The organism is Microbacterium sp. SWDP-B6 (assembly GCF_059803615.1).
This window is the reverse complement of the sequence record NZ_JAPFGV010000012.1, coordinates 39,503-65,308: the sequence shown is the minus strand read 5'-3', so window position 1 is coordinate 65,308 and position 25,806 is coordinate 39,503. Positions and strand designations below refer to the sequence as shown.

21 protein-coding genes are annotated in these 25,806 nt (G+C 67.6%); 5 read left to right on the top strand and 16 right to left on the bottom strand.

What is annotated here, in order from left to right; genetic code table 11:
- Positions 1-145 precede the first annotated feature (145 nt).
- The 3 genes from OPU70_RS14315 to OPU70_RS14305 all read right to left on the bottom strand — a co-directional run bounded on the left by OPU70_RS14315 (position 146) and on the right by OPU70_RS14305 (position 5,155).
- Positions 146-3,001: a lamin tail domain-containing protein gene (locus tag OPU70_RS14315; protein WP_498558083.1), complete on the bottom strand. Its 2,856-nt coding sequence runs from the start codon at positions 2,999-3,001 to the stop codon at positions 146-148.
- 127 nt (positions 3,002-3,128) lie between these two features.
- Complete coding sequence (locus tag OPU70_RS14310; RefSeq protein ID WP_498558082.1) at positions 3,129-4,148, bottom strand: ABC transporter permease; 1,020 nt, start codon at positions 4,146-4,148, stop codon at positions 3,129-3,131.
- On the bottom strand, positions 4,145-5,155 hold the full coding sequence (locus OPU70_RS14305) for an ABC transporter ATP-binding protein (protein ID WP_498558081.1): 1,011 nt from the start codon (positions 5,153-5,155) through the stop codon (positions 4,145-4,147). Before OPU70_RS14305 ends, OPU70_RS14310 begins: the two co-directional genes overlap by 4 nt.
- 98 nt (positions 5,156-5,253) lie before the next feature.
- On the opposite strand from OPU70_RS14305, the gene OPU70_RS14300 reads away from it, so the two are divergent.
- On the top strand, positions 5,254-5,649 hold the full coding sequence (locus tag OPU70_RS14300; protein ID WP_042539456.1) for a YccF domain-containing protein: 396 nt from the start codon (positions 5,254-5,256) through the stop codon (positions 5,647-5,649).
- Positions 5,650-5,681: 32 nt separating this feature from the next.
- A complete protein-coding gene (locus OPU70_RS14295) occupies positions 5,682-6,143 on the top strand; it encodes a hemerythrin domain-containing protein (protein ID WP_153302145.1) in 462 nt (153 codons plus the stop codon).
- A 9-nt stretch (positions 6,144-6,152) separates the two neighbouring features.
- Here OPU70_RS14295 and OPU70_RS14290 read toward each other — a convergent pair whose 3' ends face one another.
- Complete coding sequence (locus OPU70_RS14290; protein WP_079113916.1) at positions 6,153-7,139, bottom strand: glycerophosphodiester phosphodiesterase family protein; 987 nt, start codon at positions 7,137-7,139, stop codon at positions 6,153-6,155.
- 87 nt (positions 7,140-7,226) lie between these two features.
- On the opposite strand from OPU70_RS14290, the gene OPU70_RS14285 reads away from it, so the two are divergent.
- Positions 7,227-8,153 carry a Bax inhibitor-1/YccA family protein gene (locus OPU70_RS14285; protein ID WP_042539242.1) on the top strand — a complete coding sequence of 309 codons (927 nt, stop codon included), beginning with the start codon at positions 7,227-7,229 and terminating at the stop codon, positions 8,151-8,153.
- Between the two features lie 161 nt (positions 8,154-8,314).
- Positions 8,315-8,587 (top strand): GlsB/YeaQ/YmgE family stress response membrane protein, encoded by a 273-nt coding sequence (locus tag OPU70_RS14280; RefSeq protein ID WP_042539239.1) that lies wholly within the window; start codon positions 8,315-8,317, stop codon positions 8,585-8,587.
- A 78-nt stretch (positions 8,588-8,665) separates the two neighbouring features.
- Here OPU70_RS14280 and OPU70_RS14275 read toward each other — a convergent pair whose 3' ends face one another.
- The 11 genes from OPU70_RS14275 to OPU70_RS14225 form a co-directional block, all read right to left on the bottom strand.
- Positions 8,666-9,955, bottom strand: coding sequence for an RNA polymerase sigma factor (locus OPU70_RS14275; protein WP_498558080.1), 1,290 nt, complete (start codon positions 9,953-9,955; stop codon positions 8,666-8,668).
- 1 nt (position 9,956) lies between these two features.
- Positions 9,957-10,385 carry a YciI family protein gene (locus OPU70_RS14270; RefSeq protein ID WP_498558079.1) on the bottom strand — a complete coding sequence of 143 codons (429 nt, stop codon included), beginning with the start codon at positions 10,383-10,385 and terminating at the stop codon, positions 9,957-9,959.
- 113 nt (positions 10,386-10,498) lie between these two features.
- Entirely contained in the window at positions 10,499-11,437 is a 939-nt protein-coding gene (locus OPU70_RS14265) for an L-lactate dehydrogenase (RefSeq protein ID WP_498558078.1), read from the bottom strand.
- Positions 11,438-11,518: 81 nt separating this feature from the next.
- Positions 11,519-13,105, bottom strand: a complete 1,587-nt coding sequence (guaA, locus tag OPU70_RS14260) for a glutamine-hydrolyzing GMP synthase (protein ID WP_056375825.1) — start codon at positions 13,103-13,105, stop codon at positions 11,519-11,521.
- Complete coding sequence (locus OPU70_RS14255) at positions 13,102-13,572, bottom strand: DUF3817 domain-containing protein (protein ID WP_042539231.1); 471 nt, start codon at positions 13,570-13,572, stop codon at positions 13,102-13,104. The genes guaA and OPU70_RS14255 overlap by 4 nt, the downstream gene beginning before the upstream one ends.
- A 41-nt stretch (positions 13,573-13,613) precedes the next feature.
- Positions 13,614-14,591 carry a class I mannose-6-phosphate isomerase gene (locus OPU70_RS14250; RefSeq protein ID WP_498558077.1) on the bottom strand — a complete coding sequence of 326 codons (978 nt, stop codon included), beginning with the start codon at positions 14,589-14,591 and terminating at the stop codon, positions 13,614-13,616.
- Positions 14,588-15,784, bottom strand: a complete 1,197-nt coding sequence (locus OPU70_RS14245) for an ADP-dependent glucokinase/phosphofructokinase (protein ID WP_153302144.1) — start codon at positions 15,782-15,784, stop codon at positions 14,588-14,590. Before OPU70_RS14245 ends, OPU70_RS14250 begins: the two co-directional genes overlap by 4 nt.
- Before the next feature lie 30 nt (positions 15,785-15,814).
- Positions 15,815-16,678 (bottom strand): ketose-bisphosphate aldolase, encoded by an 864-nt coding sequence (locus tag OPU70_RS14240; protein WP_042539225.1) that lies wholly within the window; start codon positions 16,676-16,678, stop codon positions 15,815-15,817.
- A gap of 46 nt (positions 16,679-16,724) precedes the next feature.
- Positions 16,725-17,570 (bottom strand): carbohydrate ABC transporter permease, encoded by an 846-nt coding sequence (locus tag OPU70_RS14235; protein ID WP_042539223.1) that lies wholly within the window; start codon positions 17,568-17,570, stop codon positions 16,725-16,727.
- A gap of 2 nt (positions 17,571-17,572) precedes the next feature.
- Positions 17,573-18,496: a carbohydrate ABC transporter permease gene (locus tag OPU70_RS14230; RefSeq protein ID WP_042539221.1), complete on the bottom strand. Its 924-nt coding sequence runs from the start codon at positions 18,494-18,496 to the stop codon at positions 17,573-17,575.
- Between the two features lie 83 nt (positions 18,497-18,579).
- A complete protein-coding gene (locus OPU70_RS14225) occupies positions 18,580-19,875 on the bottom strand; it encodes an ABC transporter substrate-binding protein (RefSeq protein ID WP_309686536.1) in 1,296 nt (431 codons plus the stop codon).
- Positions 19,876-20,124: 249 nt separating this feature from the next.
- On the opposite strand from OPU70_RS14225, the gene OPU70_RS14220 reads away from it, so the two are divergent.
- On the top strand, positions 20,125-20,928 hold the full coding sequence (locus OPU70_RS14220) for a DeoR/GlpR family DNA-binding transcription regulator (RefSeq protein ID WP_042539216.1): 804 nt from the start codon (positions 20,125-20,127) through the stop codon (positions 20,926-20,928).
- 89 nt (positions 20,929-21,017) lie between these two features.
- On the opposite strand, the gene OPU70_RS14215 is transcribed toward OPU70_RS14220, so the two are convergent.
- Complete coding sequence (locus tag OPU70_RS14215; protein ID WP_498558076.1) at positions 21,018-25,646, bottom strand: ExeM/NucH family extracellular endonuclease; 4,629 nt, start codon at positions 25,644-25,646, stop codon at positions 21,018-21,020.
- Positions 25,647-25,806: the final 160 nt, after the last annotated feature.

Sequence of the window (25,806 nt, the reverse complement as noted above, 5' to 3'; positions counted from 1 at the left end):
CTAGGCCGCGCCACCGACACTGCCGTCGGGTGGAAGTCCCGCAGGGACGACGAGGCGCGGAACGCCCTCTCCGACGGTGCGCGCGAAGACGGCCTGGCGCACGAGTCATCGTGCACCAGGCCGTCCGTCGTGCGGAGGCGTCGAATCAGGCCGAACGACGACGTCGGCGGGCGACCAGCGCGCCGACGACGACGAGCATCAGCGCCAGCGAGATCATCGCCACGGGCACTTCGACGCCGGTTGCGGCGAGCCCGCTCGGGTCGGTGACGTGGTTGTCGTCACCGGAGTTCTCACCTGGGTCCTCTCCCGGGTTCTCGCCGGGGTTCGCTCCCGGGTCCTCTCCCGGGTTCTCGCCGGGGTTCTCGCCAGGGTTCTCACCGGTGACCCCGGGGAGGGTGCCGACGCGCAGCGCCTCCGAGGCGAAGCCGTCGGCGAACCACCAGACCGGGCGCTGACCGTCGACCGACAGCGAGGCCGGAGCCGTCGCGAAGCCCTCGTTGTTGATGTCCGGCATGCCGGCGGGGCGGGCGAAGTGCGCGAGTCCGGGCTGGGCCGTGCCGTTCAGCGTGATCTGCGCCGACTGCCCCTGGCAGCCGTCATCACAGACCGCCCACAGCACGTCGAGCACGCTGTCGTAGTCGAGCGCCATGACCCCGGCGAGTCCCGGTGCGATCTCCGAGACGAGGGTCGCCTGGCCGTCAGCGCCGAGCGCGAACGCGTAGACGTGGCCGTTGTCCTCCACCGCTACGAAGAACAGACCGTCACCGTGGCCGGCGTAGTCCGCCGGGTCGTAGGCCGAGCCGCTGTTGGCATCGAAGAGCGCGCCCTCGAGCGCGCTGTCAGGCACCCACTGCACCGCCTCCATGCCGAGGTTCGCTCCCACGGCAGGAAGCAGCGCGGTCAGATCCCACTCCTGCTCGGCGACGAGATCGCCGGCAGAGGCGTCGGGATCGACCTTGAGGAGGGTGTTCTGGTTCACGCCCTTGGCACTGTTGTCGCGCTCCGAGGCGACGTAGACCGCCCCGTCGCCGTCGACGGTGATGCCCTCGGTGTCGGGGCCTGCGGCGCCCGGGTCCGAGGCATCCTTCTGGAACCGCACGCGCTTGCCAGATTCCCAGCCGGGGATCTGCGAGAACGAGCCGTCGGCATGGGCCTCAAGCTTCCAGATGCGTCCGTCGCCGTTGTCGACGGCCCAGAGGAACGATCCGTCGGCGGTCTCCTGCACGTCGAGCCCCGAGCTGTCCTCGAGGAAGGTCGGCGCGGTGTCGAGCACCCGGACCTCGGCAGAGCCGGGCCAGGGAGAGACCTCGATCTCTCCTGCACAGGTGTTGGCCTGGCCCTTGGTGCTCTCCGCGGTGACGGCGAATGCGCCGGTCGCATCGGGGCAGCGGCCCCAGGTGGTCGCGGCGTGCCCCGCACCCCAGGTGGTCGAGTCGACGAGAAGACCGCCGTCGAACAGGCGCACGGTGTCTCCGTCGCCCAGACCGAAGCCGAGGTCGGCACCCTCGATGACGAGGTGTCCGCCGGCGCTGATGGTGGTGCCGGCCGGGATCGCGTAGGAGTGCGTGTCGTCGTCGTCCTTCACGACGATGCCGGAGACATCGAGGTCGGATGCCGTCGGGTTGACGAGCTCGACCCAGTCACCCGGCGAGCCGCCGTCGGACTCGACCTCGTTGATGCGCACCGCGTTGCCGCACGCGTTGCGCTGCCCCTTGGTCGAGACCGCGATGTCGACGAAGTCGCCGCTGCCGTCTGCGCAGCGGGCGAGGACGCCTGCCGCGTGCGCGTCGTACACGTGCTCGTCGACGACGTTGAGGTTCGCGTCGCGCACGGTGACCGCGTCGCCGTTGCCGAGGCCGAAGACGAAGTCCGTGGGCTGGTCGAAGACGAAGTACGCGCCCGGTTCGAGAACGGTTCCCACGGGCAGCGGAGTCGTCTCCGCGGCGTGGCCGACCGGATCGCCGTCCATGAGCGTCCAGCCGGAGAGGTCGACCGCCGTGCTGCCGGAGTTCACGACCTCGACCCAGTCGGTCGCGTCGCCGTTGGACTCGATCTCGTTGATGACCACATCGGGCATCACGCACGAGTTCGCGCCGCCCATGGTCGGGTGGGCCAGCACGAAGGCGCCCTCGCCGTCAGGGCAGCGTGCGAGAGTCGCGGCAGCGGCGTCGCCGTCGATCGCCGCGTGGCCCTCCCACGGAAGAGTGTCGTCGATCTGCGCGCCGACGGCGTCGAACAGTCGGATGCGGTCTGCGCTGCCGATCCCGATCGGGTCGCGGAACGCGGTCTCGGCGCCGTCGACGAGGCCGATCGTGCCCTCCTCGACCACGAGGAATCCGCCGGCGGCGATCTGCGTCCCCGGCAGGAACTGCCAGCGGTGGTCGTCCGAGTTGTCGCGGATCTCATAGCCGGAGATGTCGAGCGCGGCGTCTCCGGAGTTGTGGAACTCGACCCAGTCCGCGGGTTGCGAATCGACCTCGTTGATGACGATCGAACCGCCGACAGGGGCGTCCGGGGCGAACACGTTGGCCGCGCCCTTCGTGGACTCGGTGGTCTCGGCCCACTCGACCGTGCCCGCGACCTCGCGGCCACCCCAGGTGACAGCGGCGTGAGCGGTCCAGGCGGTCTCGTCGACGAGGGTCGCGCTCTGGTCGAACAGGCGGACCTGGTCGTCCTTTCCGAGACCGAAGGCGAAACCGCCGACGCCGTCCGCTGCCTCATCGAGCACGAGGTGGGCGCCGGGTTCGACGAGGGAACCGTCGGGGAACACGTACGACTCGTCGTCGCCGTCGTCCTTCACGACGAACCCGCTCAGATCGACGACGGCGTCGGAGGTGTTGACGAACTCGATCCAGTCTCCGGGAACGCCCCCGCTGGATTCGACTTCGTTGATCCGGATGCCGAGTTCGGCTCCGGTGGCGGCGAGGGGCACGGCGAGCAGAGCGGCAGCGCTGAGCGCGCAGACCGTCGTGACCGCAGCCGCGGATTTCAAGCGGGACATGGGGCTCCTGGGGGAATCAGACGGGTATGACTCCACATCAGCGATGCCGCATGGCCGCCCGACGACCCGCAGGTGCACGGATGGTGAACGAGCGGTGGCGGTTCACATCCGAGCAGCGGGTCGCCGGTCAGGCGATGCGCGTTCCCGGAGGCAGCCGCTTGGCCGGCGTCCGGGTGCGCGACCACGCTCCGGCGAAGAGCCCACCGGCGATGAGGATCTGCACGCCGAGGCCCACGAACCAGCTCGGGACCGTGCTGGCGATGATCCTCTCGGGGGTCGGATACTCGAACACCTCGTTGGAGCACTCGTCCCAGCTCTGCTCGACCGGCGGCTGCTGGGCCGTGCGGACCCCGAGCTTGATCTGCCCGAACATGTCGACGGGGTAGCCGTCGGCGTTGAACTCGGTCGGTGTGGCGTCGGCGAGGACCACGAACGGGTTCGCGGCGAGAACCCACCAGACGTAGTCGAAGCGCGGAACCTCCTGCGTGTAGGTCTCCCAGGAATCGCAGTCCACGATGCCGTTCGCGTCGTACGGACGGCTCTGCTGCTCGACGTCGGTCCGCACCGCCAGGCCGCCGAGCGCGAACACGACCAGAGTGCCGATCGTGAGGCCGGCGACGACGAGGTACGTCGTCGCGACGGAGAAGAGCGGGCGGGCGATCACGCCGCTCAGCCCCACACCGATCGCCGCGACGACGATGATCTCCACCACGAGCACCAGCAGCGAGACGAGCAGCACCACGGCATTCGCTCCGCCGCCCAGCAGCGAGATCGCCAGGAAGGGAATCGCGACGATCAGGAACGCGAATCCCGTCGCGACCGCGGCGGCGAGCTTGCCGAGCATGATGTCGCCGGTTGAGGCGGCCGTCACCTGGACGGCCGCCAGGGTCGCGGCGTCGCGATCCCCGTTGATGGCGTTGCCGCTGAGCGTGGGCGACACGAGCACGACGAGCAGGAGCACCATGTTCACGACGATCGAGAAGACGCCTGCGCCGACGAAATCGGCCCAGGAGTAGACCGCGAATGCGAGCACGGTGACGCCGAGAAGGAGCACCCCGAAGATTCCGAGGAGCACGTACCAGCCGACGCTGCGGAGTCTCTGCGTCAGTTCGAGACGGGCGATGATGCGGATGTTCGAGATGCTCATGCGCCTGCCTCCCCGTTGTCGGTCGCTGCGGGCGGGGAGGGCGGCGCCGTCGGAGGAGCCTGCGCCGCAGATCGCGCTGCGGCCGCAGCCGGGTCGTTCAGGGTGAGGAAGGTGTGCTCGAGCGCGCTCTGCGCGGGGGCGAATTCCGAGATCTGGAGACCCGCCCGCACCAGGGAGCGCAGGCCCAGTGCGGCCGCCTCCTCGGAGTCGAAGCCGACGAGCACTCCCCCGCGATCGGCACCGAGCGATTCGATCGGCAGCCCGAGGGTCTGAGCCACCTGCCAGGAGTCCGCGTTCTGACGTGCGGCATCGGCCCCCAGCAGCCGGACGCGCCAGGCACGCCCCGTCGACTGCCCCGGCGCGGCATCGACCACCGAGCCCGCGACGAGGAACACGGCGTCGTCGACGACCTCCTCGAGCTCCGACAGGATGTGACTCGAGATCAGCACCGTGCGTCCCTCGGCCGCGAAGCTCCGCAACAGCGTCCTCAGCTGGATGCGCGCCTCCGGATCGAGACCCGATGCGGGCTCGTCGAGCAGCAGCACCTGCGGATCGTGCACGAGCGCGCGGGCGAGGCCGAGCTTCTGCTTCTGGCCGCGCGACAGCACTTTGGCCGGAGAATCGGCGAGATCTCGCAGACCGACGAGCTCGAGCAGCTGCGCCGCCCGGGCGGCTGCGTCCGGCACCGGGATGCCGTACAGCCGTGCCGTCGTCGTGATCGTCTCGCGAGCGGTCAGCGACGGCCACGCGCCGAGGGCGTCCGGCATCCACCCGAGCAGCCGTCTCGCCGCGAGCGCGTCCTCCGACGGGTCGACTCCGGCGATGCGAATCGTCCCCGCGTCCGGAGCCAGGAGCGACGCGAGCATCAGCAGCAGCGTGGTCTTGCCCGCACCGTTGGGGCCGACGAGTCCGGTCACCCGCCCTGGCTCGGCGCGCAATGTCGCGGAGCGCACCGCCTGCACGCTCCCGAACGATCTGCTGACACTGTCGACGATGATTCCGGTCATCGGGGCAGTCTCGCATCTGTTCTCGCCGGATCACGGGAGGCCGAAACGGATACACAGCGAATCGGCAGATGTTCAGGCTGCGGTGCGAGGATCGAGACGTGCGAACGATCCTCAACATCATCTGGCTGATCTTCGCCGGATTCGGTCTCTTCCTCGGCTACATGCTGGCGGGCATCCTGCTGTGCATCCCGATCGTGACGATCCCCTGGGCCATCGCCTCCTTCCGCATCGCCCGCTACGCGATCTGGCCGTTCGGACGCGAGATCGTCAGCAAGCCGACCTCGGGAGTCGGCTCGTTCCTCGGAAACGTGCTGTGGGTGATCCTCGCGGGCTGGTGGCTGGCGATCGGCCACATCGTCTCGGGTCTGCTGCTCTGCGTCACGATCATCGGCATCCCGATGGGCATCGCCGACTTCAAGATGGTGCCCGTCTCGCTGATGCCGCTCGGCAAGGAGATCGTGTCTCGCAAGGGCGCATTCGACCGCACCCTCTGACGGATCGCACCGTCCGACCTAGACTGGCCGGAATGGATGCCGACCGCCTGATCGCCTGGGACGAGGAACTGCGCCGGGCCCACACCCGACTCCGAGCGGCCCTGGAGGCGACGCGAGCGGCTCTCGACGAGGGCGACGACCGCCCGGATGCCGCCTCCGATCTCGCCCTCTTCTGCATCGGCTTCTGCTCCGCGCTCGACGGCCACCATCTGAGCGAGGACCGCGCCCTGTTCCCGGCCCTGCGTGCGGAGCACCCCGAACTCGGCGACGTGATCGACAAGCTCATGCAGGATCACTCGATGCTCGCGCACCTGCTCGGCGCACTGCGAACCGCCGTCGAGGACGGCGAGAGGGCCGAGACGATCGAACGACACCTCGGCGGTGTCGCCGCGATCATGGAGTCGCACTTCCGATTCGAGGAGCGCGAGATACTGGCCCCGCTGCGCGCACTGCATCTCGATCGCGCGGTGCCGGACGTGCTCGGCCCGCTCTGAGCACGCCGCTCAGTCTCGGAAGAACCCGACACCGAGATCGGGGTGGTCGACGAACACCCCATCGACGCCGGTGCGCGCGATCGCGCCCCACTCCGCCTCGTAGTCGCCGTAGGCGCTCTTGCCTCCGGCACCGCGGTACTCCGCCGAGAGGAACGCGTTCTCGGGGCGGCACGTCCACGTGAAGACCGTGAGCCCTCGGGCATGGGCATCGGCGACGATCGAGTTGCCGGCGGCGAGCAGCATCCGCTTGTTCACGCTGATGCCGTCGACCTGACCGACCAGTCCGTCGAGCCCCTTCGGGGTGACCGTGGCCTTGTAGGTCAGCGCGTGCTTGCCCTGCGCGACCAGAAGGTCGTAGGGGCGCCCGGAGGCCTCGATCAGGTAGATGTACGAGGCGGCGATGCCCCGCGCTCTGAGGTCGCCGAGAATCGTCGACTCGAAGCACTCGATGATCAGAGGAAGCTCGTCGCTCGCCCATCCGGCAGCACGCAGGTCGCGCTCGATCAGCGGCGCGAGGTCGAGGCCGATCCCCGCGAAGTACGTGGCGTGCTTGACCTCGAGCACGACGCCGATCTCGCGCCCGTGCTCGACCGACCCGGCGCGCACGATGTCGAGCACATCGGTGAGCCGCAGAATGGCCTGCGAGCCGTTGAAGGTCGCGCTCGACAGCCGCACCTCTGGCAGTCGTTCGCGGCTGCGCAGCGTCGAGAGCTCCTCCCATGTGAAGTCCTCGGTGAACCAGCCGGTCAACGCCTGACCGTCGACGCGCTTGGTCGTCTTGCGGTCGGCGAACTCGGGGCGCTCCGCGATGTCGGTGGTCCCCGAGATCTCGTTCTCATGCCGCACCACGAGCACGCCGTCCTTGGTGGCGACGACGTCGGGTTCGACCGCATCCACCCCCATCGCGAGGGCGAGCTCGTAGGAGGAGCGACTGTGTTCCGGACGGTAGCCGGGCGCACCGCGGTGCCCGATCACGAGAGGCGATTTCCTGGGCACGCTCTCAGCGTAGGACACCCTGATGACCCGGCATTCCGGGTATCGTGGAGGAAAGCGACCTACAACCCACTTTGGAGTGAGGCCCACATGAGCAACTTCGCCTTCAACAACCCGGCGTTCCAGCAGCAGGATCCGCGCAACGTCGCGACCTACCCGGGTGCGCCGCAGGGCGCTCAGGGTGCGCAGGCCGCGTCGCTCCAGCACGGAGCGATGGATGCCGCCGCCAACGCGCAGCTGGAGGGCATGTACGCCGCTCCCCCCGCTGGCGCGATCGAGACCGACCGCATGTCCGTCGAGGACACCGTCTGGAAGACCGCCGGACTCTTCGCCATCCTGCTCGTCACCGCGGCCGTCGGCTGGTTCGTGACGCTCGGCGGCGTCGTCGCTCCTGAGCAGAACCCCTACGACCAGTTCCAGCCGAACATGCTGCCCTGGATCGTCGGCGCGCTCGGCGGCTTCGTCCTCGCCATGGTGATCTCGTTCACGTCCCGCAAGAAGGTCCGCCCCGCGCTGATCTTCGCCTACGCGGCGTTCGAGGGCCTCTTCATCGGTGGCATCTCGGCGTTCTTCGAGGTCATCTGGCCCGGCATCGTCGTCCAGGCGACGCTCGCCACCGTCTCGGTCGTCGGCGTGACGCTGGCGCTCTTCGCGAGCGGCAAGATCCGCGCGTCGAAGAAGGCCACCAAGATCTTCATGATCGCCATGGTCGGCTACCTGGTCTTCTCGCTGCTCAACCTCGTCCTGATGTGGACGGGCGTGCTGCCCCAGGGCCAGGCCTTCGGTCTCTACAGCGCTGAGATCATGGGCATCCCGCTCGGCCTGATCATCGGCGTCCTGGTCGTCATCATGGCCGCCTACTCGCTGGTGCTCGACTTCGACCAGATCCAGCAGGGCGTGCGCAACGGCGCTCCCCGCAAGTACGGCTGGCTCGGCGCCTTCGGCATCATGGTCACGGTCGTCTGGCTCTACGTCGAGATCCTGCGCATGATCGCGATCGTCCGCGGCAGCAACTGACGCGAATCGCTTCGCCGTGAGGCCCGTCTCCCCCTGGGAGGCGGGCCTTATTGCATATCCGGGGGCCGCAGCGCAAGGGGTTGGCTGATAATCAGCTGGGAGGGCACTATGGGTAACACGAGCCCTGGCACCCCGGGGCTCACGAAATAAAGGAGCTGAACATGAGCTTTCTCGGATTCCTTCTTCTCGGCCTCATCGCCGGAGCAATCGCAAAGCTGATCCTGCCCGGAAAGCAGGGCGGCGGATGGCTCATCACGCTGCTGCTCGGCGTCGTCGGCGCCTTCCTCGGCGGCTGGCTCGGAAGCCTGATCCTGAACCGTCCTCTGACCGAGTTCTGGGACCTCGGCACCTGGCTCCTCGCCATCGGCGGCTCGATCATCGTGCTGCTGATCTACGGCCTGGTCGTCAACCGCGGCAGCAAGGCCCGCAGCTGACACACCGCAGTACCGGAACCGCCCTCCTCTCCAGCGTCGCTGGCGAAGGGGGCGGTTCTCTGCGTATGGGGGCTGTGCTCAGCGCCCTTCGGCCTTGGCCCGCAGCAGTGCGCGCTCTCGATCATTGCCCGCGAGCGACGCTGCCACCGCGAATTCGCTGCGAGCCTCGTCGTCGCGCCCGAGCCGCAGCAGCAGCTCGGCCCGCGTGGCGGGAAGAAGGTGGTACCCCGCGAGCGCGCCCGAAGATGCGAGACGGTCGATGATCTGCAGGGCGGACGCCGGCCCCGTCGCCATCGCGACGGCCGCCGCACGATTGAGTTCGACCACGGGCGACGGAGCGATGCGGCCGAGCGCCTCATACAGCACCACGATGCGATCCCAGTCGGTCTCGTCCAACGATGCGGCGACCGCATGGCATTCGGCGATGGCGGCCTGAAGTCCGTACGGGCCACGACCCGCGCCGAGGGCGTCCGCTGCCCCCAGGGCTGCACGCCCGCGGGCGATGCGGCCGCGATCCCATCGACGACGGTCCTGATCGGCGAGAAGAACGGGATCGCCGTGCGCGTCCACCCGTGCGGGAAAGCGTGCGGCGGTCAGCTCCATGAGGGCGACGAGGCTGTGCGCGTCCCGCTCCCGCGGCATCAGCGCCGCCAGCACGCGTGCGAGTCGGATCGCCTCCAGACTCAGCTCAGGGCGCATCCAGTCGGGCCCGCTGCTGGCCGCATGACCCTCGTTGAAGATCAGATACAGCACGCCCAGGATCGCTCCCAGTCGTGCCGTGTGCTCTTCGCGAGGCGGCATCTCGAAAGGGACGTTCGCCGCCGCGAGGGTCTTCTTGGCCCGCACGATGCGCTGCTGCACGGTCGCCGTCGGCACGAGGAAGGCCCGGGCGATCTCCTCGCTCGACAGACCGCCCACGACGCGCAGGGTCAACGCCACCTGGGCTTCGCGCGAGAGCACCGGGTGGCACGAGATGAAGATCAGCCGGAGCACGTCGTCGTCGACGGCATCCGGGTCCCAAGGGGGCGCGTCCGCCGCCTCGGCCTGCTCCCGCTCGAGGTCGTGGGCGAGCACGGCCATGCGGTCGTCCAGCCGTTCGCGGCGGCGCCAGCCATCGATCGCCTTGCGCTTCGCGACCGCCGTGAGCCAGGCCGCCCCGTTGCGAGGCACACCGTCGACGGGCCACTGCTGCAGAGCATCCAGCAGGGCTTCCTGCGCGAGGTCCTCTGCAAGGCCGAAGTCGCCCACCACGCGCGTGAGCGTCGCGACGATCTTCGCCGATTCGATGCGCCACACGGCGGCGACGGCTCGCCGCGCACCCTCATCAGGTGCGGAGCGAGCCGTCTCGCGGTGCGGTGTGTCGGTCATCTCACTGCTGTGCGCGACGCGCCTCTTCCTCTTCGCGCCAGCCCTTCTCCTTCTCGATCCACTCGTTGTCGGCCGGGAAGTCCGACTCATCGGTCACGCGTCGCACCTCGAGGAACGACCCGGGTCCGAGCGGCGCCCTGCTCGCCCACTCCGCCGCCTCTTCACGGCTCGAGACCTCGAGGATCCAGAAGCCGTTGAACAGCTCCTTCGTCTCTCCGTAGGGCCCGTCGGTGATCAGCGGCGTCTCGGCGCTGAAGTCGACGACGAATCCCTCAGCGGCGTCGCTCAGGCCCTCGCCTGCAGCCAGCACGCCGGCCTTGATCATCGACTCGTTGTACTTGCCCATCGCCTCGATGACCTGCTCGAACGGCATCTCCTTGTACGCCTCGACCGCATCGTCGTTCGAGCGCATGATCAGCATGTACTTCATGGTGTTCTCCTTGGTGGTGGGGCCGCCTGTCGACCCTCTCATTGAAGACGTCGAACGGGGAGGCCTCAGATCGACATGGTGCCGAAAAAACTTCGAGAGTCTCCCGAGGCCGATCAGCCGAGTTCCTCGACCGCCACGCGGATCGCGTCGGCCGAGGCCTGCAGAAGGGCTTCCTCGTGGTCGCTCATCGGTGTCTCCGCGAGCGGAACAGCGCCAGCCGCGCCCACGACCGACGGCACCGACAGAGCCACTCCGTGGATGCCGTACTCGCCGTCGAGCACCGTCGCGACCGGAAGAACGGCACGCTCGTCGTGCAGCACGGCCTCGGCGATCCGGGCGCAGCTGACGCCGATCGCGAGGTTCGTCGCCCCCTTGCCGCGGATGACGGCATACGCCGCGTCGCGCACCTCGATCGCGATGCGGTCGAGCTCCTCGGTGGTGAACGGGTCGTCGGCAGGCCAGTCCAGGATCGGCACCGACCCGATCGTCGCGTTCGACCACAGCGGGAACTCGGTGTCGCCGTGCTCCCCCACGATGTCGGCGTGCACGCTCGCGGTGCTCACGTTCGCGCGATGCGCGAGACGCCAGCGCAGACGCGAGGTGTCGAGCACCGTGCCCGAGCCGAACACCCGGTGGGGCTCGAGCCCCGAGACGCGCTGCGCCACGACCGTCATCACGTCGGCGGGGTTCGTGACGATGATGAACACCGCGTCCGGAGCGCGCTCGACCAGCTGCGGCATCAGCGTCTCGAGCAGTCGCGCATTGATGCCCGAGAGCTCCATGCGGGTCTGCCCGGGCTGCTGCTTCGCCCCCGCCGTCACCACGATCACGTCGCTGCCCTCGACGACGGCGAGATCAGAACCGCCGCTCACCGCCGCCGACGTGAACTGCGTGCCGTGGGCCAGGTCGAGCACCTCGGCGTCGACCTTGTCCGTCGCGATGTCGTAGAGCGCGACTTCGGCCGCACTCCCCCGGATCAACGCGGCATAGGCCACGCTCACCCCCACGCTGCCTGCACCGATAACCGTGATCTTCGTCCGTGCCTTGGTCATACGCTCATCCTGCCCGAAGTACCGCGAACGGGCACGGACCGCGATGGTCCGTGCCCGTTCATGGTCATGCGAGCAACGAGCTCACTCCCACTCGATGGTTCCCGGCGGCTTCGACGTCACGTCGAGCACGACGCGGTTGACGTCGCGGACGCCGTTGGTGATGCGGTTCGAGATCTTCGACAGCACGTCGTAGGGCAGACGCGTCCAGTCGGCCGTCATGGCGTCTTCGCTCGACACCGGGCGCAGCACGATCGGATGGCCGTAGGTGCGGCCGTCTCCCTGCACGCCCACCGAGCGCACATCGGCGAGCAGCACGACGGGGCACTGCCAGATGTCCTGGTCGAGGCCGGCCTTGGTGAGCTCCTCACGCGCGATCGCGTCGGCTTCGCGAAGGATCTCGAGGCGGTCCTGTGTGACCTCGCCGATGATGCGGATGCCCAGGCCGGGTCCGGGGAACGGCTGACGGCCGACGATCGCCTCGGGGATGCCGAGCTCGCGGCCGATCGCGCGCACCTCGTCCTTGAACAGGGCCCGCAGCGGCTCGATGAGCTCGAAGTCGAGGTCGTCGGGGAGCCCGCCGACGTTGTGGTGCGACTTGATGTTGGCCGTGCCCGCACCGCCACCCGACTCGACGACGTCGGGGTACAGCGTGCCCTGCACGAGGAACTTGACCGGGGCGCCGCCCGAGGCCTTCGCCTCGGCGACGAGGTCGAGCTGCACCTTCTCGAAGGCGCGGATGAACTCGCGACCGATGATCTTGCGCTTCTCCTCGGGGTCGGTGACGCCCGCGAGGTGACCGAGGAAGACATCTGCCGCATCGACCGTGATCAGACGCACGCCAGTGGACTCGACGTAGTCCTTCTCGACCTGCTCGCGCTCGCCCTTGCGCAGGAGGCCGTGGTCGACGAAGACCGCGGTCAGCTGGTCGCCGATCGCCTTGTGCACGAGGGCGGTCGAGACCGCCGAGTCGACGCCGCCGGAGAGCGCTGAGATGACTCGGGCGTCGCCCACCTGCTCGCGGATGCGCTCGACCTGCTCGGCGATCACGTTGCCGCTGTTCCAGTCGGATGCGAGACCCGCGCCCTTGTGCAGGAAGTTCTCGATCACGCGCTGGCCGTGGTCGGAGTGCTTGACCTCGGGGTGCCACTGCACGCCGTAGAAGCCACGCTCCTCGTTCGCGAACGCCGCGACCTTGGTCGCATCGGTCGTGGCGAGCACGTCGAAGCCCTCCGGTGCCTTGGCGACCTGGTCGCCGTGGCTCATCCACACGTTCTGCTCGGCAGGCTGGCCGCCGAGCAGCGTGCCGCCGTCACCCGAGACGACGGCATCCGTCGCGCCGTACTCGCGGAGGCCGGTGTTCGCGACCTCGCCGCCGAGGGTCTGCGCCATGTACTGGAAGCCGTAGCAGATGCCGAGCGTGGGCACGCCGAGCTCGAAGACCGCGGGGTCGAGGCGCGGAGCGCCCTCCTCGTAGACCGACGACGGACCACCCGAGAGGATGATCGCGACCGGGTTCTTCTCAGCGATCTCGGCGGCCGTGGCGGTGTGCGGCACGATCTCGCTGTAGACGCCGGCCTCACGCACCCGACGGGCGATCAGCTGAGCGTACTGCGCGCCGAAGTCGACGACGAGCGTGGGGCGCTGCTGGGTCTCGGACTGTTCGGTCACCGGACACCTTCCGTGGCAGGGGCGGGGGCCGAGGCGGCCTCCCTAGAAGCGAGGTAGGCCTTGACGTCGCGAGCGACGATGGCCTCCATGAAGAACGACAGCAGCGGGATCACGCCGCCGAGCGCGAGCAGGATGAAGCGCAGGAACGGCCAGCGCATGAGGCTCCACATCCGGAAGCACGCGAAGAGGTAGACGACGTAGAACCAGCCGTGCGCGACGAGGATCGAGAGGGAGATGTTGAGTCCGTCGCCGGTCGATTCGAGGCCCTCGGGCCCCTCGACCACGGGTGCGAACCACAGCAGACCGCCGGATCCCCCTGCGAAGAGCTCGAGTCGGATCGGCGTGTACTTCAGCACCATCTCGGCGACCAGCAGGAGCAGCATGACTCCGGTGATGATCGACGCGATCTGGTAGAACTTCAGCGCACCACGGATCGCCGGAAAGCTGGCGACTTTCGGTTCGGGCATGACTCCAGTCTACCCGGGCGGAATCCGCGTCGATTCCGGCCTCAGGGCGTCGGTGGGCGCGCCACGAGCAGCTCGCCGACTCCGGTCGCGTCGAGTGCTCCGGCCGCGTGCGGAACGACGAGAGTGGCCCCCGTATGGTGCTCGACGCCTCCGATCACGACGTCGCCCGCGCTGACTATCAGTACCGAGAAGCCCTGGTCGATGACGGTCGGGCCGTCGACGGGGACACGCTCGAGACGGAAGTACTCGTCGGCGGGGTGAGGGAAGACCGAGTCGGATGCCGGAGCGGGGCCGATGAGCTCTCCGAGGTCGCTGCGCGACCGCCCCCTGCGGTTCACCGCGGCGAGCGCGACCTCGAAACCGAGTCCGAGGTGACCGACCGCGGCTCCGTCGATCGCGTAGTCGTGCCACTCGAGGAGGATCGAGAGATCCTCGGGCTGCTGCAGTTCGAGCAGCAGGATGCCGGCGCCGATGGCGTGCAGCTCACCCGGGGGCACCCAGACGACGTCGCCGGGGTGGACGTCCACCGCGTGCAGCAGGTCGAGCAGCGCCGCCGAGTCCTGCCGATCGACGAGGTCCGCCAGCACGTCGGCCGCGACGTCGTCTCGCAGTCCGACGTGCACCGTGCCGCCCTGCAGGATGTACCAGGCCTCCGCCTTGCCGTATGCGGTGCCGAGGTGCGTCGCCGCGAAGTCGTCGTGCGGGTGCGCGTGAACCGGCAGGCGTTGCCCCGCGTCGAGGAGCTTGACCAGCAGGCGCGTGTCGGCGCCCCATCGTGCGACGTGGCGCTCACCCAGCCACGCGATCGGGTCGTCGGCGACCGCCTCACGCAGCAGCCGTCCGTCGGGGAGTCTGGTGAGTCCGACGAGCGCCTCGCCGTTGACCGTGGTCGTCGACGCGATCCAGTCCTCGGGTTCGCGGGGTGCGGAGGCCCGCTCTCCCCGGAAGCCGCTGATGCGCGCTCCCCCGCGGTAGAAGCGCTCGGCCGGTCGGTTCGACGGCAGCAGGATCGGATTCACTCGGTCTCCCTCGATCGCACGGCTCCGGCGAGGAATCCCCCGACGAACGTGTCTCCGAGGCCGACCGTGGTCGGCGATGCGACATCGAGCGAGAACGCCGCGACGCCCACGGCATCGGGCAGCGCATCCTCGACGGCGGCGACGAGCGCCTGCCCTCCCCCGTGGCGGGGCAGGTCTGAGGTCTCCTCGACGTCGCGCTCGGTCAGCCGGTCGCCGATGCGGTAACGGGTGGCGGCGACACGCACGGCGCTGTCGAGCGCGGCACGGTGCCGACCGGCATCCGGCCCTGTCGCGATCGCCCAGTAGCGCGTGTGCACGACCAGGGCGCGCGCGGGGATGATCATCTGCGCTTCGTGGAGGGCTCGGATGACGTCGGACTGGTCGAGCAGATTCACCGACCGGCCGACGTACTCCTGCAGCTCGTCTTCGTTCATGCCGTAGACGTCGATCTGCGGCAGCAGGCGAGCCCGGACCGTCTCGGCGAAGCTCCGCGTGTAGAAGCCCGCGTCTTCGTAGTAGACGAGAGAGTCATCGGGCAGGCTCTGCATCGCCGTTCGCACCTCGGCGAGCCGGAGCTCGAGCAGATCATGATCCTGCATCGTGTTGAACCCCGAGACGAGGAACACCCCCGCACCCGCGAGGGCGTCGGCGAGGTCGGGCGCCAGCAGCATGCGCCGATTCGGCGGGTCATTCGCGAAAATCAGGCGGTTGGGTGCGGGCGACAGGACGTCGCCGTCTGTGAGCCGCACATGCGCGCCGACCGGGTACTGCACGATGAGGTGCGGATCGAGGGTGTCCTCCGTCGCCGAGCAGATGTACGACATCGACTCCGGAAGCAGCCGGCGCACGTTGTCGTCGATGCTCACCAGGTGCTGCACGCTCGGGATGCCGAGGGCATCGAGCACGAGACCGGCTCGCACCCCGGTGCCTCCGAGCGTGATCGTGTGCGCGAAGTGCGACACGAACGCCTCGATCACCTCGGACGAGGCGACGAACCGCTCCGCCCCGGTTCCCGAGGCGACGAACGCGAGCACCGCCACCAGCAGCGAGCGTTCGTCGATGATCGGCGCCGTGGTCGTCAGTTCATGCCGGCGCACACCGTGCGCGTGCGCCAGCCTGTCGAACACCGACGAATCCCAGGTGAGCTCGTAGTCGACTGTCCCGCCGAGTCCGAGTACGAGCGTTCTGTCCACGTCGCCGATCATCCTTCCGAGGTCCGAGGTTCAGTACAGCGACGCCTTGCCGTCTGCGCCGAACAGGTCGATCTTCTCAGCAGCCGTGGCCTTCATGGCCTCGAGGGCCGCCGGCTGGATCGCGTTGGGTTCGCGCAGACGCTGATCGGTGCCGAGGATCTCGCGCATGCGGTTGTGGTACGAGACCTTGATGTCGCTCGAGATGTTGATCTTGTTGACGCCCAGCTCGACGGCGCGGCGGAGCTCGGCATCCGGGTTCGAGGAACCGCCGTGCAGCACCAGGGGGATGCCGACCGCGGCCTTGATCTCCTCGAGCAGATCGTGACGCAGCTCGGGGTTCTTGTCGCTCGGGTAAAGGCCGTGCGAGGTGCCGATCGCGATGGCGAGGCTGTCGACGCCGGTCTCCTCGACGAAACGCACCGCGTCTTCCGGGTTCGTGTAGATGATCTCCGCGGCACCCGACTCGCCGTAGCTGTCGTTGGCGCCGATCGTGCCGAGCTCTCCTTCGACCTGGATCCCCACGGCATGAGCCGCATCGACGACCTTGCGGGTCAGCGCCACGTTTTCGTCGAACGGCAGCAGCGAGGCGTCGATCATGACCGAGGTGAAGCCGGCCTTGATCGCGGTGATGATCTGCTCGTAGCTGCCGCCGTGGTCCCAGTGGATCGCGACGGGCACGCTCGAGCGGTGTGCACGGGAGTGCATCGCCGCGATCAGATCGGTGGTGATGTGAGACACCTCGTCGGGGTGGATCGCGATGATGACCGGGGCGGCCTTCTGCTCGCTGATGTCCATGACCCCGTTGAACATCGCCCAGTCGCTGATGTTGAACGCCGGGATGGCGAAGTTGTTCTCGTTGGCGACATCGAGGATGGATTTGCCGGTGTAGAGCACGTGTTTTCTCCTGTTTCGTGGTGGTCGGTTGTCCGTCGGCGCGACGTCAGCTCTTCACGGACCCCGCCGTGAGACCGCTGATGAAGTACCGCTGGAAGATGAGGAAGAGGATCAGCACGGGGATGGACCCGAGCACGCTCATCGCCATGATCTGGTTCCACTCGTATGAGTGCTGGCCCATGAGCAGCTGGATGCCGATGGGAACCGTGCGCATGTCGATGGTGCGGGTCAGCGTCAGCGCGAACAGGTACTCGTTCCACGCGATCATGAACGTGTAGATCCCGACTGAGACGATGCCGGGAACCGAGATCGGCACCAGGATCCGCCAGAGGGCGGTCATGGACCCGGCGCCGTCGACACGGACGGCCTCGTCGAGCTCCTTCGGCAGGGTGTTGAAGTAGCCGGTCATCATGATGATCGCGTAGGGCAGCGTGAACACCATGTAGGTGAGGATCAGGCCGAGGTACGAGTTGTACAGCCCGAGCGCAACCATGAGTCCGAAGTACGGGATCAACAGCGTGATCGGAGGCACGGCCTGCACGCTGACGATCACCACGTTCAGGATGCGCTTGCCTCGGAACTCGAACCGGCTGAACGCGTAGGCCGCCTGGATCGCCACCAGCAGGGTGAGGATCGTAACCGACCCCGCCACGATGTAGCTGTTCAGGAAGAACCGCATGGTCTCGGGGTTCGTGAAGATCGCGATGTAGGCGTCGAACGAGAACGTGTCGGTGATCAGCCGCGGGGGAAGCTCGAAGATCTGCGTGTTCGACTTGAACGAGCTCGACAGCATCCACAGCACGGGACCGGCGGCGAAGACCGCGCCGATGATGAGACCGATGGTCAGGCCCGTCTTGGCGACACGGCGCTGGGCGAGGGCGGTGAGAGCCATGATCAGTCCCTCGCTTTCTGGTGACGGACGTAGAACACGGCGAGCACCATCGACATCAGCAGGACCAGGACCGCGGAGGTCGCCGCGAGCGAGAAGTCGTATTTGGCGAAGGCGAGCTTGTAGGTGAAGGTGCTGAGCACCTCTGTGACATCGATCGGTCCGCCACCCGTGGTCATCCAGATGAGGGCGAACTGCTGCGAGGTCCAGATCAGGTCGAGCAGCACCAGGCTGATGATGATGGGACGCAGCTGCGGGATGGTGACGTTCCAGAACCGCTGCACGCTGTTCGCGCCGTCGACGGTCGCAGCCTCGTGCAGTTCGGCCGGAACTCCCTGGAGGCCCGCGAGCAGGCTCACCATGAAGAACGGGTAGCCGGCCCAGATGTTGATGAAGATGATGGTGCCCAGCGCGAGCTGCGGAGAGGCGAGCCACTCGATGTCGGTGTTGAGCAGGAAGTTGACCACGCCGTTCGGGGCGAGGAGCATGCGCCAGAGCACGGCGATCACCGCGACGGTGAAGAGCCACGGCAAGACATAGAGAGCCCGGAAGAGCGAACGCGAGAACCGACCGAGCAGGGGGCTGTTGAGCATCATCGCGAACGCGAGACCCAGCACGAGGTGCGCTGCGACGCTTGCCACCGTGAAGAGGATGGTGTTGCCCGTCGCCTTCCAGAAACCGGGATCCGAGAGGATCTCGACATAGTTCTGGATTCCGACGAACTCCGGCGACTTGTTCAGGATCACGTTGTCCTGGAACGAGTACCCGATCACCATCACGATCGGGATGATCATCAGCACGAACAGCAGGATGATCGTCGGCGAGAGGAATCCGTACGACTCCGTGGTCTTGCGCAGCTGTCGGCGTCGCCGCGACAGCGCGACCCCTGTGACGATCACCTCGGTGTCGTCTGACATCTTCAGGCTCATGGGAACCGGTGCTCCTTGGTTGGTCGGGTGCCGCACCGGACTCGTCGCGATGCGGCACCCCGTTCAGGTGGGGAGGCGGAGGATCAGAACTCCGCTTCCCAGGCCCCTTGCGCGGTCTTGAGCGCGTCGTCGATCGACTGCTGCCCGTCGAAGGCCGACTGCAGCTGCTCACCGAGCAGACGCATCAGCTCTTCGGCGACGGGGAGTCCGGTGAACTCGTTCGCCGGGTAGCCCGCCTGGTAGATGTCGAACGCCTGCTTGAACAGCTCGTCGTCGTTCACGAAGTCGGGGACCGACTTCGAGTTGCCGGGGAAGGCCTTGGCCATCGTCGAGAGCTCGGAGTTGGTCTGCTCGCTCATGAGGAACTCGACCAGCTTGAACGCGGCGTCCTTGTGCTCCGAGTTCTCGGCCACGCCGATGCCCCAGGATGCGTACGGGATGCCCCGCTCGCCGTCGTATCCGTCTTCAGCCGGAAGCGCCGAGATCGAGAACTGCAGATCGGGGTTGGTCTCGCGGATCAGGTTGATGTGCGCCAGCGAGTCGATCATCATTCCGACGCGGCCGTTCGTGAACTCCTCGACCTTGTCCTGCTCCTTCATCGTGAAGGAGCCCGAGGCGATCGAGCCGTCGTCCCACATGCCGCCGATGAAATCGACCGCCGAGGTCACGTCGTCGTTCGTCAGATCGGGCTGGCCGTCCTTGAGCATCGAGCCGCCAGAGGCCCAGACCCACGACATGACGTCGTTCTGCACGCCGTTCGGAGCCTCCAACGAGAGCGGGAGGACCCAACCCGAGACGTCGCCACCGAGGGCCGAGACCTTCGAGGCTGCGTCCGCGAACTCCGTACGGGTGGTGGGTGGAGCAGTGACGCCCGCGTCGGCGAGCAGGGTGTCGTTCGTGAACATCGGGTAGACGAAGTTCACGACGGGGATCATGTAGGTGCTGCCGTCGACCTGGATCTGACTCGCCAGCTCGCTGTCGTCGTAGTCGTTCTCCTCCATGAGGGCGGTCAGGTCGGCGATGACGCCCTGCGACGCGAAGTCGTTGACCCATGCGCCGTCGAGGCCGACGACGTCGGGCATGGTGCCGGATGCCGCGCCGGCGAAGAGCTGCTCCTTGGTCGATGCGTACGGTCCGCTCACGAGTTCGACCGTGATGCCGGGGTTCGCGTCTTCGAACTCGTCGATGAGCGCTCGGAACTCGCCGTCGGGGAGCTCCGGCTCCCACCACTGCGCGAATTCGATCGTGACGTCTCCGCCATCCCCGCCGTCGGTTCCGCTGTCGCCTGCCGCGCACCCAGCCACGGCCAGGACTGTCACGGCTGCTGTCGCGGCGCCGGCGAGCTTGAGAATGCGTCGCCCTCGTCCCACTGTGATCATCACTTCTCCTCTTCGAGATCGTGCCGCACACGCGCTTCGATGCTTGTTCATGCGGTTTTGAGCAATGTTATGCGTTCATTTGCCGGAACGTCAAGCACTTCTTTGCACTATTCGGTGGATGTAATCACAGATTCGTTCCCGAATCGCCGTCACGGTGCGGGCTGCGGACACGATCCGCGCCGCAACGAATCTGCAGTTTTCTGCTGAACTCTGCCGAATTTCTCGCTCGTATGTGCTAGAGATGGGTGCATGGAAGCAACCGCACCGTCGCCCAAGCGCCGCCTCCCGGCGGGTCGGAAGGCGGATCTCGCCTCGTATGTCGAGCAGGTGGGAGAGGTGACCGTCGGCGGCCTCGCCGAACATTTCCACGTCTCCATCGACACGATTCGCCGCGATCTCGACCAGCTCGACCGTGAAGGCGTCGTCATCCGCACACACGGAGGAGCTGTCAGCGCGGAGGGGCAGCTGAAAGACCGGGCGCTCGACGTCCGCCTGCGGATGCAGACCGAGGAGAAGGAGACGATCGCGCGCCTCGCCGCGGGACTCATCGACGATGGAGCAGTCGTGATGCTCAACGCCGGCACGACCACCCTGGCCCTCGCCCGGGCGCTCCGCAACCATCGGGATCTCACGATCGCGACGAACAACCTGCGGATCCCTGCCGAGATCTCCCCTTCCGCCTTCCGCGACCTCTACGTGTTCGGCGGCGCTGTGCGAGCGATCACCCAGGCCACCACCGGACCCGTCACGTTCATGATGACCCCGGGGGGACCCGAGGTGGACATCCGTTGCGATCTGGCACTGATCGCCGTCGGCGCCATCGACGAGGCCGGCTTCTCGACGTCGAACATGGGCGACGCGAACATGATGGCCGAGATGATCCAGCGCGCCGATCGCACCGCGATCCTCGCGGACTCGTCGAAGTTCGGGCGGCGACTGTTCGCCCAGGTGACGACTCTGGACCGCGCGGATTACCTGGTGACGGACACTCCCCCGGAATCGGCGTTCGCGACCGCCCTCGCTCAGGCCGAGGTCGAGGTCATCTCCGCCTGAACGGCGACCGCGCCCACGTACGACGAAGGCCGCCGGGATCGCTCCCGACGGCCTTCTTGTGTGTCAGGCGGGCATACCGCCTGTCGAGGTCAGAACCAGCCGTTGATGAGATCCCACAGCCAGTCGATGATGCCACCGATGATGCCGCCCGCACGGTTGACGGTGACCGTGGCTGTCGCCTCGTCGCCGTCCGCCTGCGACACGGCGACCGTGTACTTGCCGGGCTGAGTGCTCTTCGGCACTGTCACGGACGTGGAGAAGGTGCCATCGGCCCTGACCTGGACGGTGCCGACCTCGACGGCCGAGCCCTTCTTCGGTCGCAGCTCGACGGTCACGGTCTCGCCGGGCTCGTAGCCCTCACCGGTGATCTTCAGCTTCTTGCCGGCGGCCACCTTCGAGGATCCGAGGTCGATGGAGCCGGCGAACTCGACCGGCTCCTCACCCGCGATCGTGAACGGCACCTGCACGGTCGTCCCCGTACCTGCGACGGCCACGGTGAGCAGCTGCTCTCCGAAGACGCCCGAGGGAACCGCGAAGCTGAGCGACGCGCGCCCCACCTCGTCGGTCGTGTCGACGATGGTCGGGTCGACTGCACCCGAGGCGAGCTGAGTGCCGCCGAGCGACAGAGTCACCTCACCCGGCGCCTGCTCCCCCGCGCTGAACGCCAGCGACGAGAGTGCGACGGTCACCTGGTCGCCGGCGCTGTAGCCGTCGGCATCCGGCGCGCTGACCGAGACACCCACCGCACGCTGCGCGAGATCGGGCGTCGCCGTCTTGTTCGCGTCGAACCAGTCGACCATCGACTGCAGGTCGATCTTCCCGGTGTCGCGCTTGCCCGTCCCCTCCTTGAAGGTGAAGAAGTTGTCTCCACCCGCGGCGAGGAACGAGTTGGCTGCGACCGTGTAGTTCGCCGCCGGGTCGATCGCGGTTCCGTTGAGGGTGATCGACGTGACGCGCGAGCCCTGGGCCGCGGCCGGGTCGTACGTGTAGACGAGCCCCTCCGAGACGCCGAGCTTGAGGAACGGACGGGCCGACCCTGCGGGCTGCCATTGCTCCTCGAGGACGCCCTTCAGCTGCACACCGGTGAGCGTCAACGTCACCAGCGTGTTGGCGAACGGCTGCACCGTCGCCGCCTCGCGGTAGGTGACGTTGCCATTCGGGTCGCTCGCATTCGACGACGCGTAAGTCAGGTTCGCACGGATGCCACCCGGGTTCATCAGCGCGATGTCCGCACCGGTGGACCACTTCTGCACGTCGGCGACGAAGTTGCCGATGGTGGACTCGCCACCGCGGTTCTCCGAGCCGTTCGTCTGGCGAGCCCGGTTGAAGTCGGCCGTGATGTCTCCGACCTTCACCGCACCGAGCACATCCGCCTCGGCCTTCGCCTTCGCCACGATGTCGGCGACCTCCGGAACCGCTGGGTAGAGCGGCTGGCCGGCTGCGGTGAGGGGCTTGATCTCGTTCGTGATCGAGATCAGGTCCTTCGTCTTCGGGTCGACCTGGAGGTTCATGAGCCCCAGGTTCTCGCCGTACTGACCGGCCGAGACGACGGGACGACCGTCGATGACGTGGTTGTACGCGAGGTGGGTGTGCGCCGACACGATCGCGTCGACATCCTCATCGACCCCGTAGACGATCTCGCCCAGAGGCGAATCCGGAGTGATGCTCGACAGTTCGACGCTGGACGCGCCCTCGTGGACGAGGAGGATGACGACATCCGCCTCACCGTTGGAGGAATCCCCGTCACGCAGGTCGTCGGCCACGGCGTTCACCGAGTCGACGATGCTGCGCACCTCGAGATCGGCGATGCCCTCGGGGGAGACGAGCGAGTCGAGGTCCTCCGTGACAGCCCCGACGAAACCGACGCGTACGCCGTCGAGTTCCTTGACCCAGGCCGGGGCGAGCGCGGGCTCGCCGGTCTCCGTCACGAACACGTTCGATGAGATGTACTCCCAGTCCGCGCGGTCCTGCACACGGTCGCGCAGGTCCTCCCAGCCCTGGTCGAACTCGTGGTTGCCCGCCGCGCTGACGTCGAGACCTGCAGCGTTGAGCGCGTCGATCGTCGGGTTGTCGTCGTTGATGAACGAGGTGAACGTCGACGCGCCGATCAGGTCGCCGGCTCCGGCGAAGATCGTGTTCGGGTTCTCCTCACGGAACTGCTTGACGGCGCCCGCGACCACCGCGGCACCGGCGGCAGCACCGTCGGCTTCGATCCGACCGTGGAAGTCGTTGATCGTGACGACGTCGATGCTCACCGGCGGGATCTCCGAGGAGACGCCGACGATGATCGGGTCGTGGTCGCTGGAGCGGAACGGCGTGCCCGCCTCGGTGGCACCGAACGCGTAGCCGCGATCGCTCCACTCCGGAGAGTTGATGCTCCACACCCCCGCGCCCGTGATCGACGCTGCCAGCGACGGCGATGCGAGCACGTGGTCGAGCGAGCCGAGCTCACCGTCGAACGAGTAGGTGTGCTCGTCTGGTGCCTTCTCGCGCGCGACATCGCTCCAGCCCTCGCTCGTGAAGACCTCGATCGGGTCTTCCTTCGCGTAGGCGTTGAAGTCGCCGATGAGCAGGATGTCGCTGCTTCCTGTGGTCTCCTCGATCTCCGCGGTGAACCCCTTGAGCGAGTTCGCCTGCTTCACGCGGTCGGCGTTGAAGAAGCCCTGTCCGTCTGCGGGCTCTGCGCCCCCGCCCTCGGGCGCCGACTTCGACTTGAAGTGGTTCGCGACCACGGTGACCACACGGCCGTCGATGTCGAAGGCCTGCGCGATCGGCTCGCGGGCGTTGCCCCACACCGTCTCGTCCGTGACAGTGAGGCTCTCACCCACGGTGCTGACGTCGTCCTTCTTGTAGATGATCGCGCTGGTGATGAAGTCCGTGGTCGCCGAGTCGTTCAGCTCGTCGGGGGTGCGGACGTAATCCCACTCCTCGCTGCCCAGAGCATCGTTGAGTCCGTCGACCAGATCGGCGAGCGCCTCGTCGAGCGAGCCGCCGAGCTTGATCGAGTTCTCGATCTCCATGAGAGAGACGATCTCTGCGTCCAGCCCGTTGATGGCCGCGACGATCTTGGACTTCTGGATGTCGAACTGGGCCGCGTTCGCCGCGCCCCGAGCGTTCGAGTTCTCGCTCTTGAGCGTCGTGAAGTAGTTGAACACGTTGAACGACGCGACCTGCACGTCGCCGCCCACGGTCGGTGCCGTGTCGGTGCGGGGGTTCGTCGCCTCGAAGCCCGCCTTCAGGTCGGCCGACGACGTGCTGTCGATCGGCACGACCGGCTGCAGACGCCAGTCGTCGAAACCGTACTGGAGCACATATCCGCTGTCGCTGAAGTCGACGGTGTCGCCGTTGCGGACGACGACGTCCTTCGTGAAGTACGGCTGGTCGTTCGGGTGCCCGCTGTTCGAGACCTGGATCGACCATCCGTCGTCGAGCAGGATGCGGTTGGCCCGATTCGCCGCCGCGATCGCGGAAGCCTCGGCGCCGGGACGCACGGTCTCGGTGCTCTTGACGTTCAGGTCGGCTCCGGCGTTCAGCCAGAGCGTGCCGAAGTTGTAGAGCTGGTGGCTGGACGCGAGGCGGTAGGTGCCCGCGGGCGCCACGTACATGTTCTCGTACTGCTCGCGATCGGTGCCGACCGTGATGTCTGGCAGAGGTGTGGCCTCGGGAACACCGGCCGCTGCCTGCACCACCGAGATGCCTGACAGCGCAGCCGGGTTGATCTGGGTCTGGCCGAAGTACTCGCTGACCGAGCCGGTGATCGAGACGAGGTCGCCGATCGCGAGCGTGGGCGCGAGCGCGTTGAGGAAGACGAAGACGCCGTCCGATGCTCCCGGCGTGGCGTCGGTCGCTCCGCCGGATCCCTCGGTCTGGATGACGATGCCCTTGTAGCCGCCGGTCCGGTAGTCGGCCGTGACGACGCCCTCGACCGTGACGGTCTGGCCGTTCAGCGGCGAGACGTCGGTCGTGCCCTGCACGTCGGCGATGGACACCTCGGTGGGCTCGGGTTCGGGCTCGGGGTCGGGATCGGGAACCGTGCCGGCGTTCTGCGGCGTGATGGTCGGCAACAGGCTGAAGTCGGCCTTGTTGTCGTCGGTGTCCTTGCCTCCGGTGCGGTTGAGCGACTTCACGTCGGTGTTGCCCGTGGGCGGCGTCGCCGCTGCGGTCTCGAAGGTGTTCGAGGTGCCGTAGCCGAGCACGTCGATGACGCCGTCGACCCCGGTGACCGAGCCGGGGGTCAGCGTGACCGCCGCCGTGCCCTCGACCAGTGCGAGCGTGCCGTTGGTGCCGCTCGGGTTGAGGGTGCTCACGGCATCGGCCGCGGGGAGGGCGGCGCCGTTGGCTCCGTTGCTGCCTGCCTGCACGAGATAGTGGCCGCCGGCGGGGATGACGCCGGTCAGCGGTGCGACGCCGTTGGAGCCTCCCGTTCCCGTCGCAGATCGGTACTGCAGCGAGAGCCCGTCGAGGGTGACGGGCGCGGCCGTGGGGTTGTAGAGCTCGATGAACTTGTTCGTGAACGTCGCACCGGCGCTGCCTCCGGAGAGGTACGCCTCGTTGATCACCACCCCCGTCCCTGAGACGTCTGCGGAGGCTGGCGCGGCGATCAGGGCGCTGGCGCCGAGAGCTGCGACGCAGGTGGCGGCGAGGACGCCGAGACGCCCCCGACTTCTGCGATCTGACCCGGGAACCTGCTGGTTCGCGGCGTCGGGAGCGGACATCATCTGTGTTGTCTCCTCGGGTATGGTCTGGCGACGGCTCTCGTGAAACCGCGTCTGTGCGAGCTCTCAGCCGACGCACATGTGAGCGAGCATACGGACGCCTTCGGACATCCTCAACGGAGTTTTCCGATTGGTAACCAAGCCCTCACCGAACGTCCCGAGG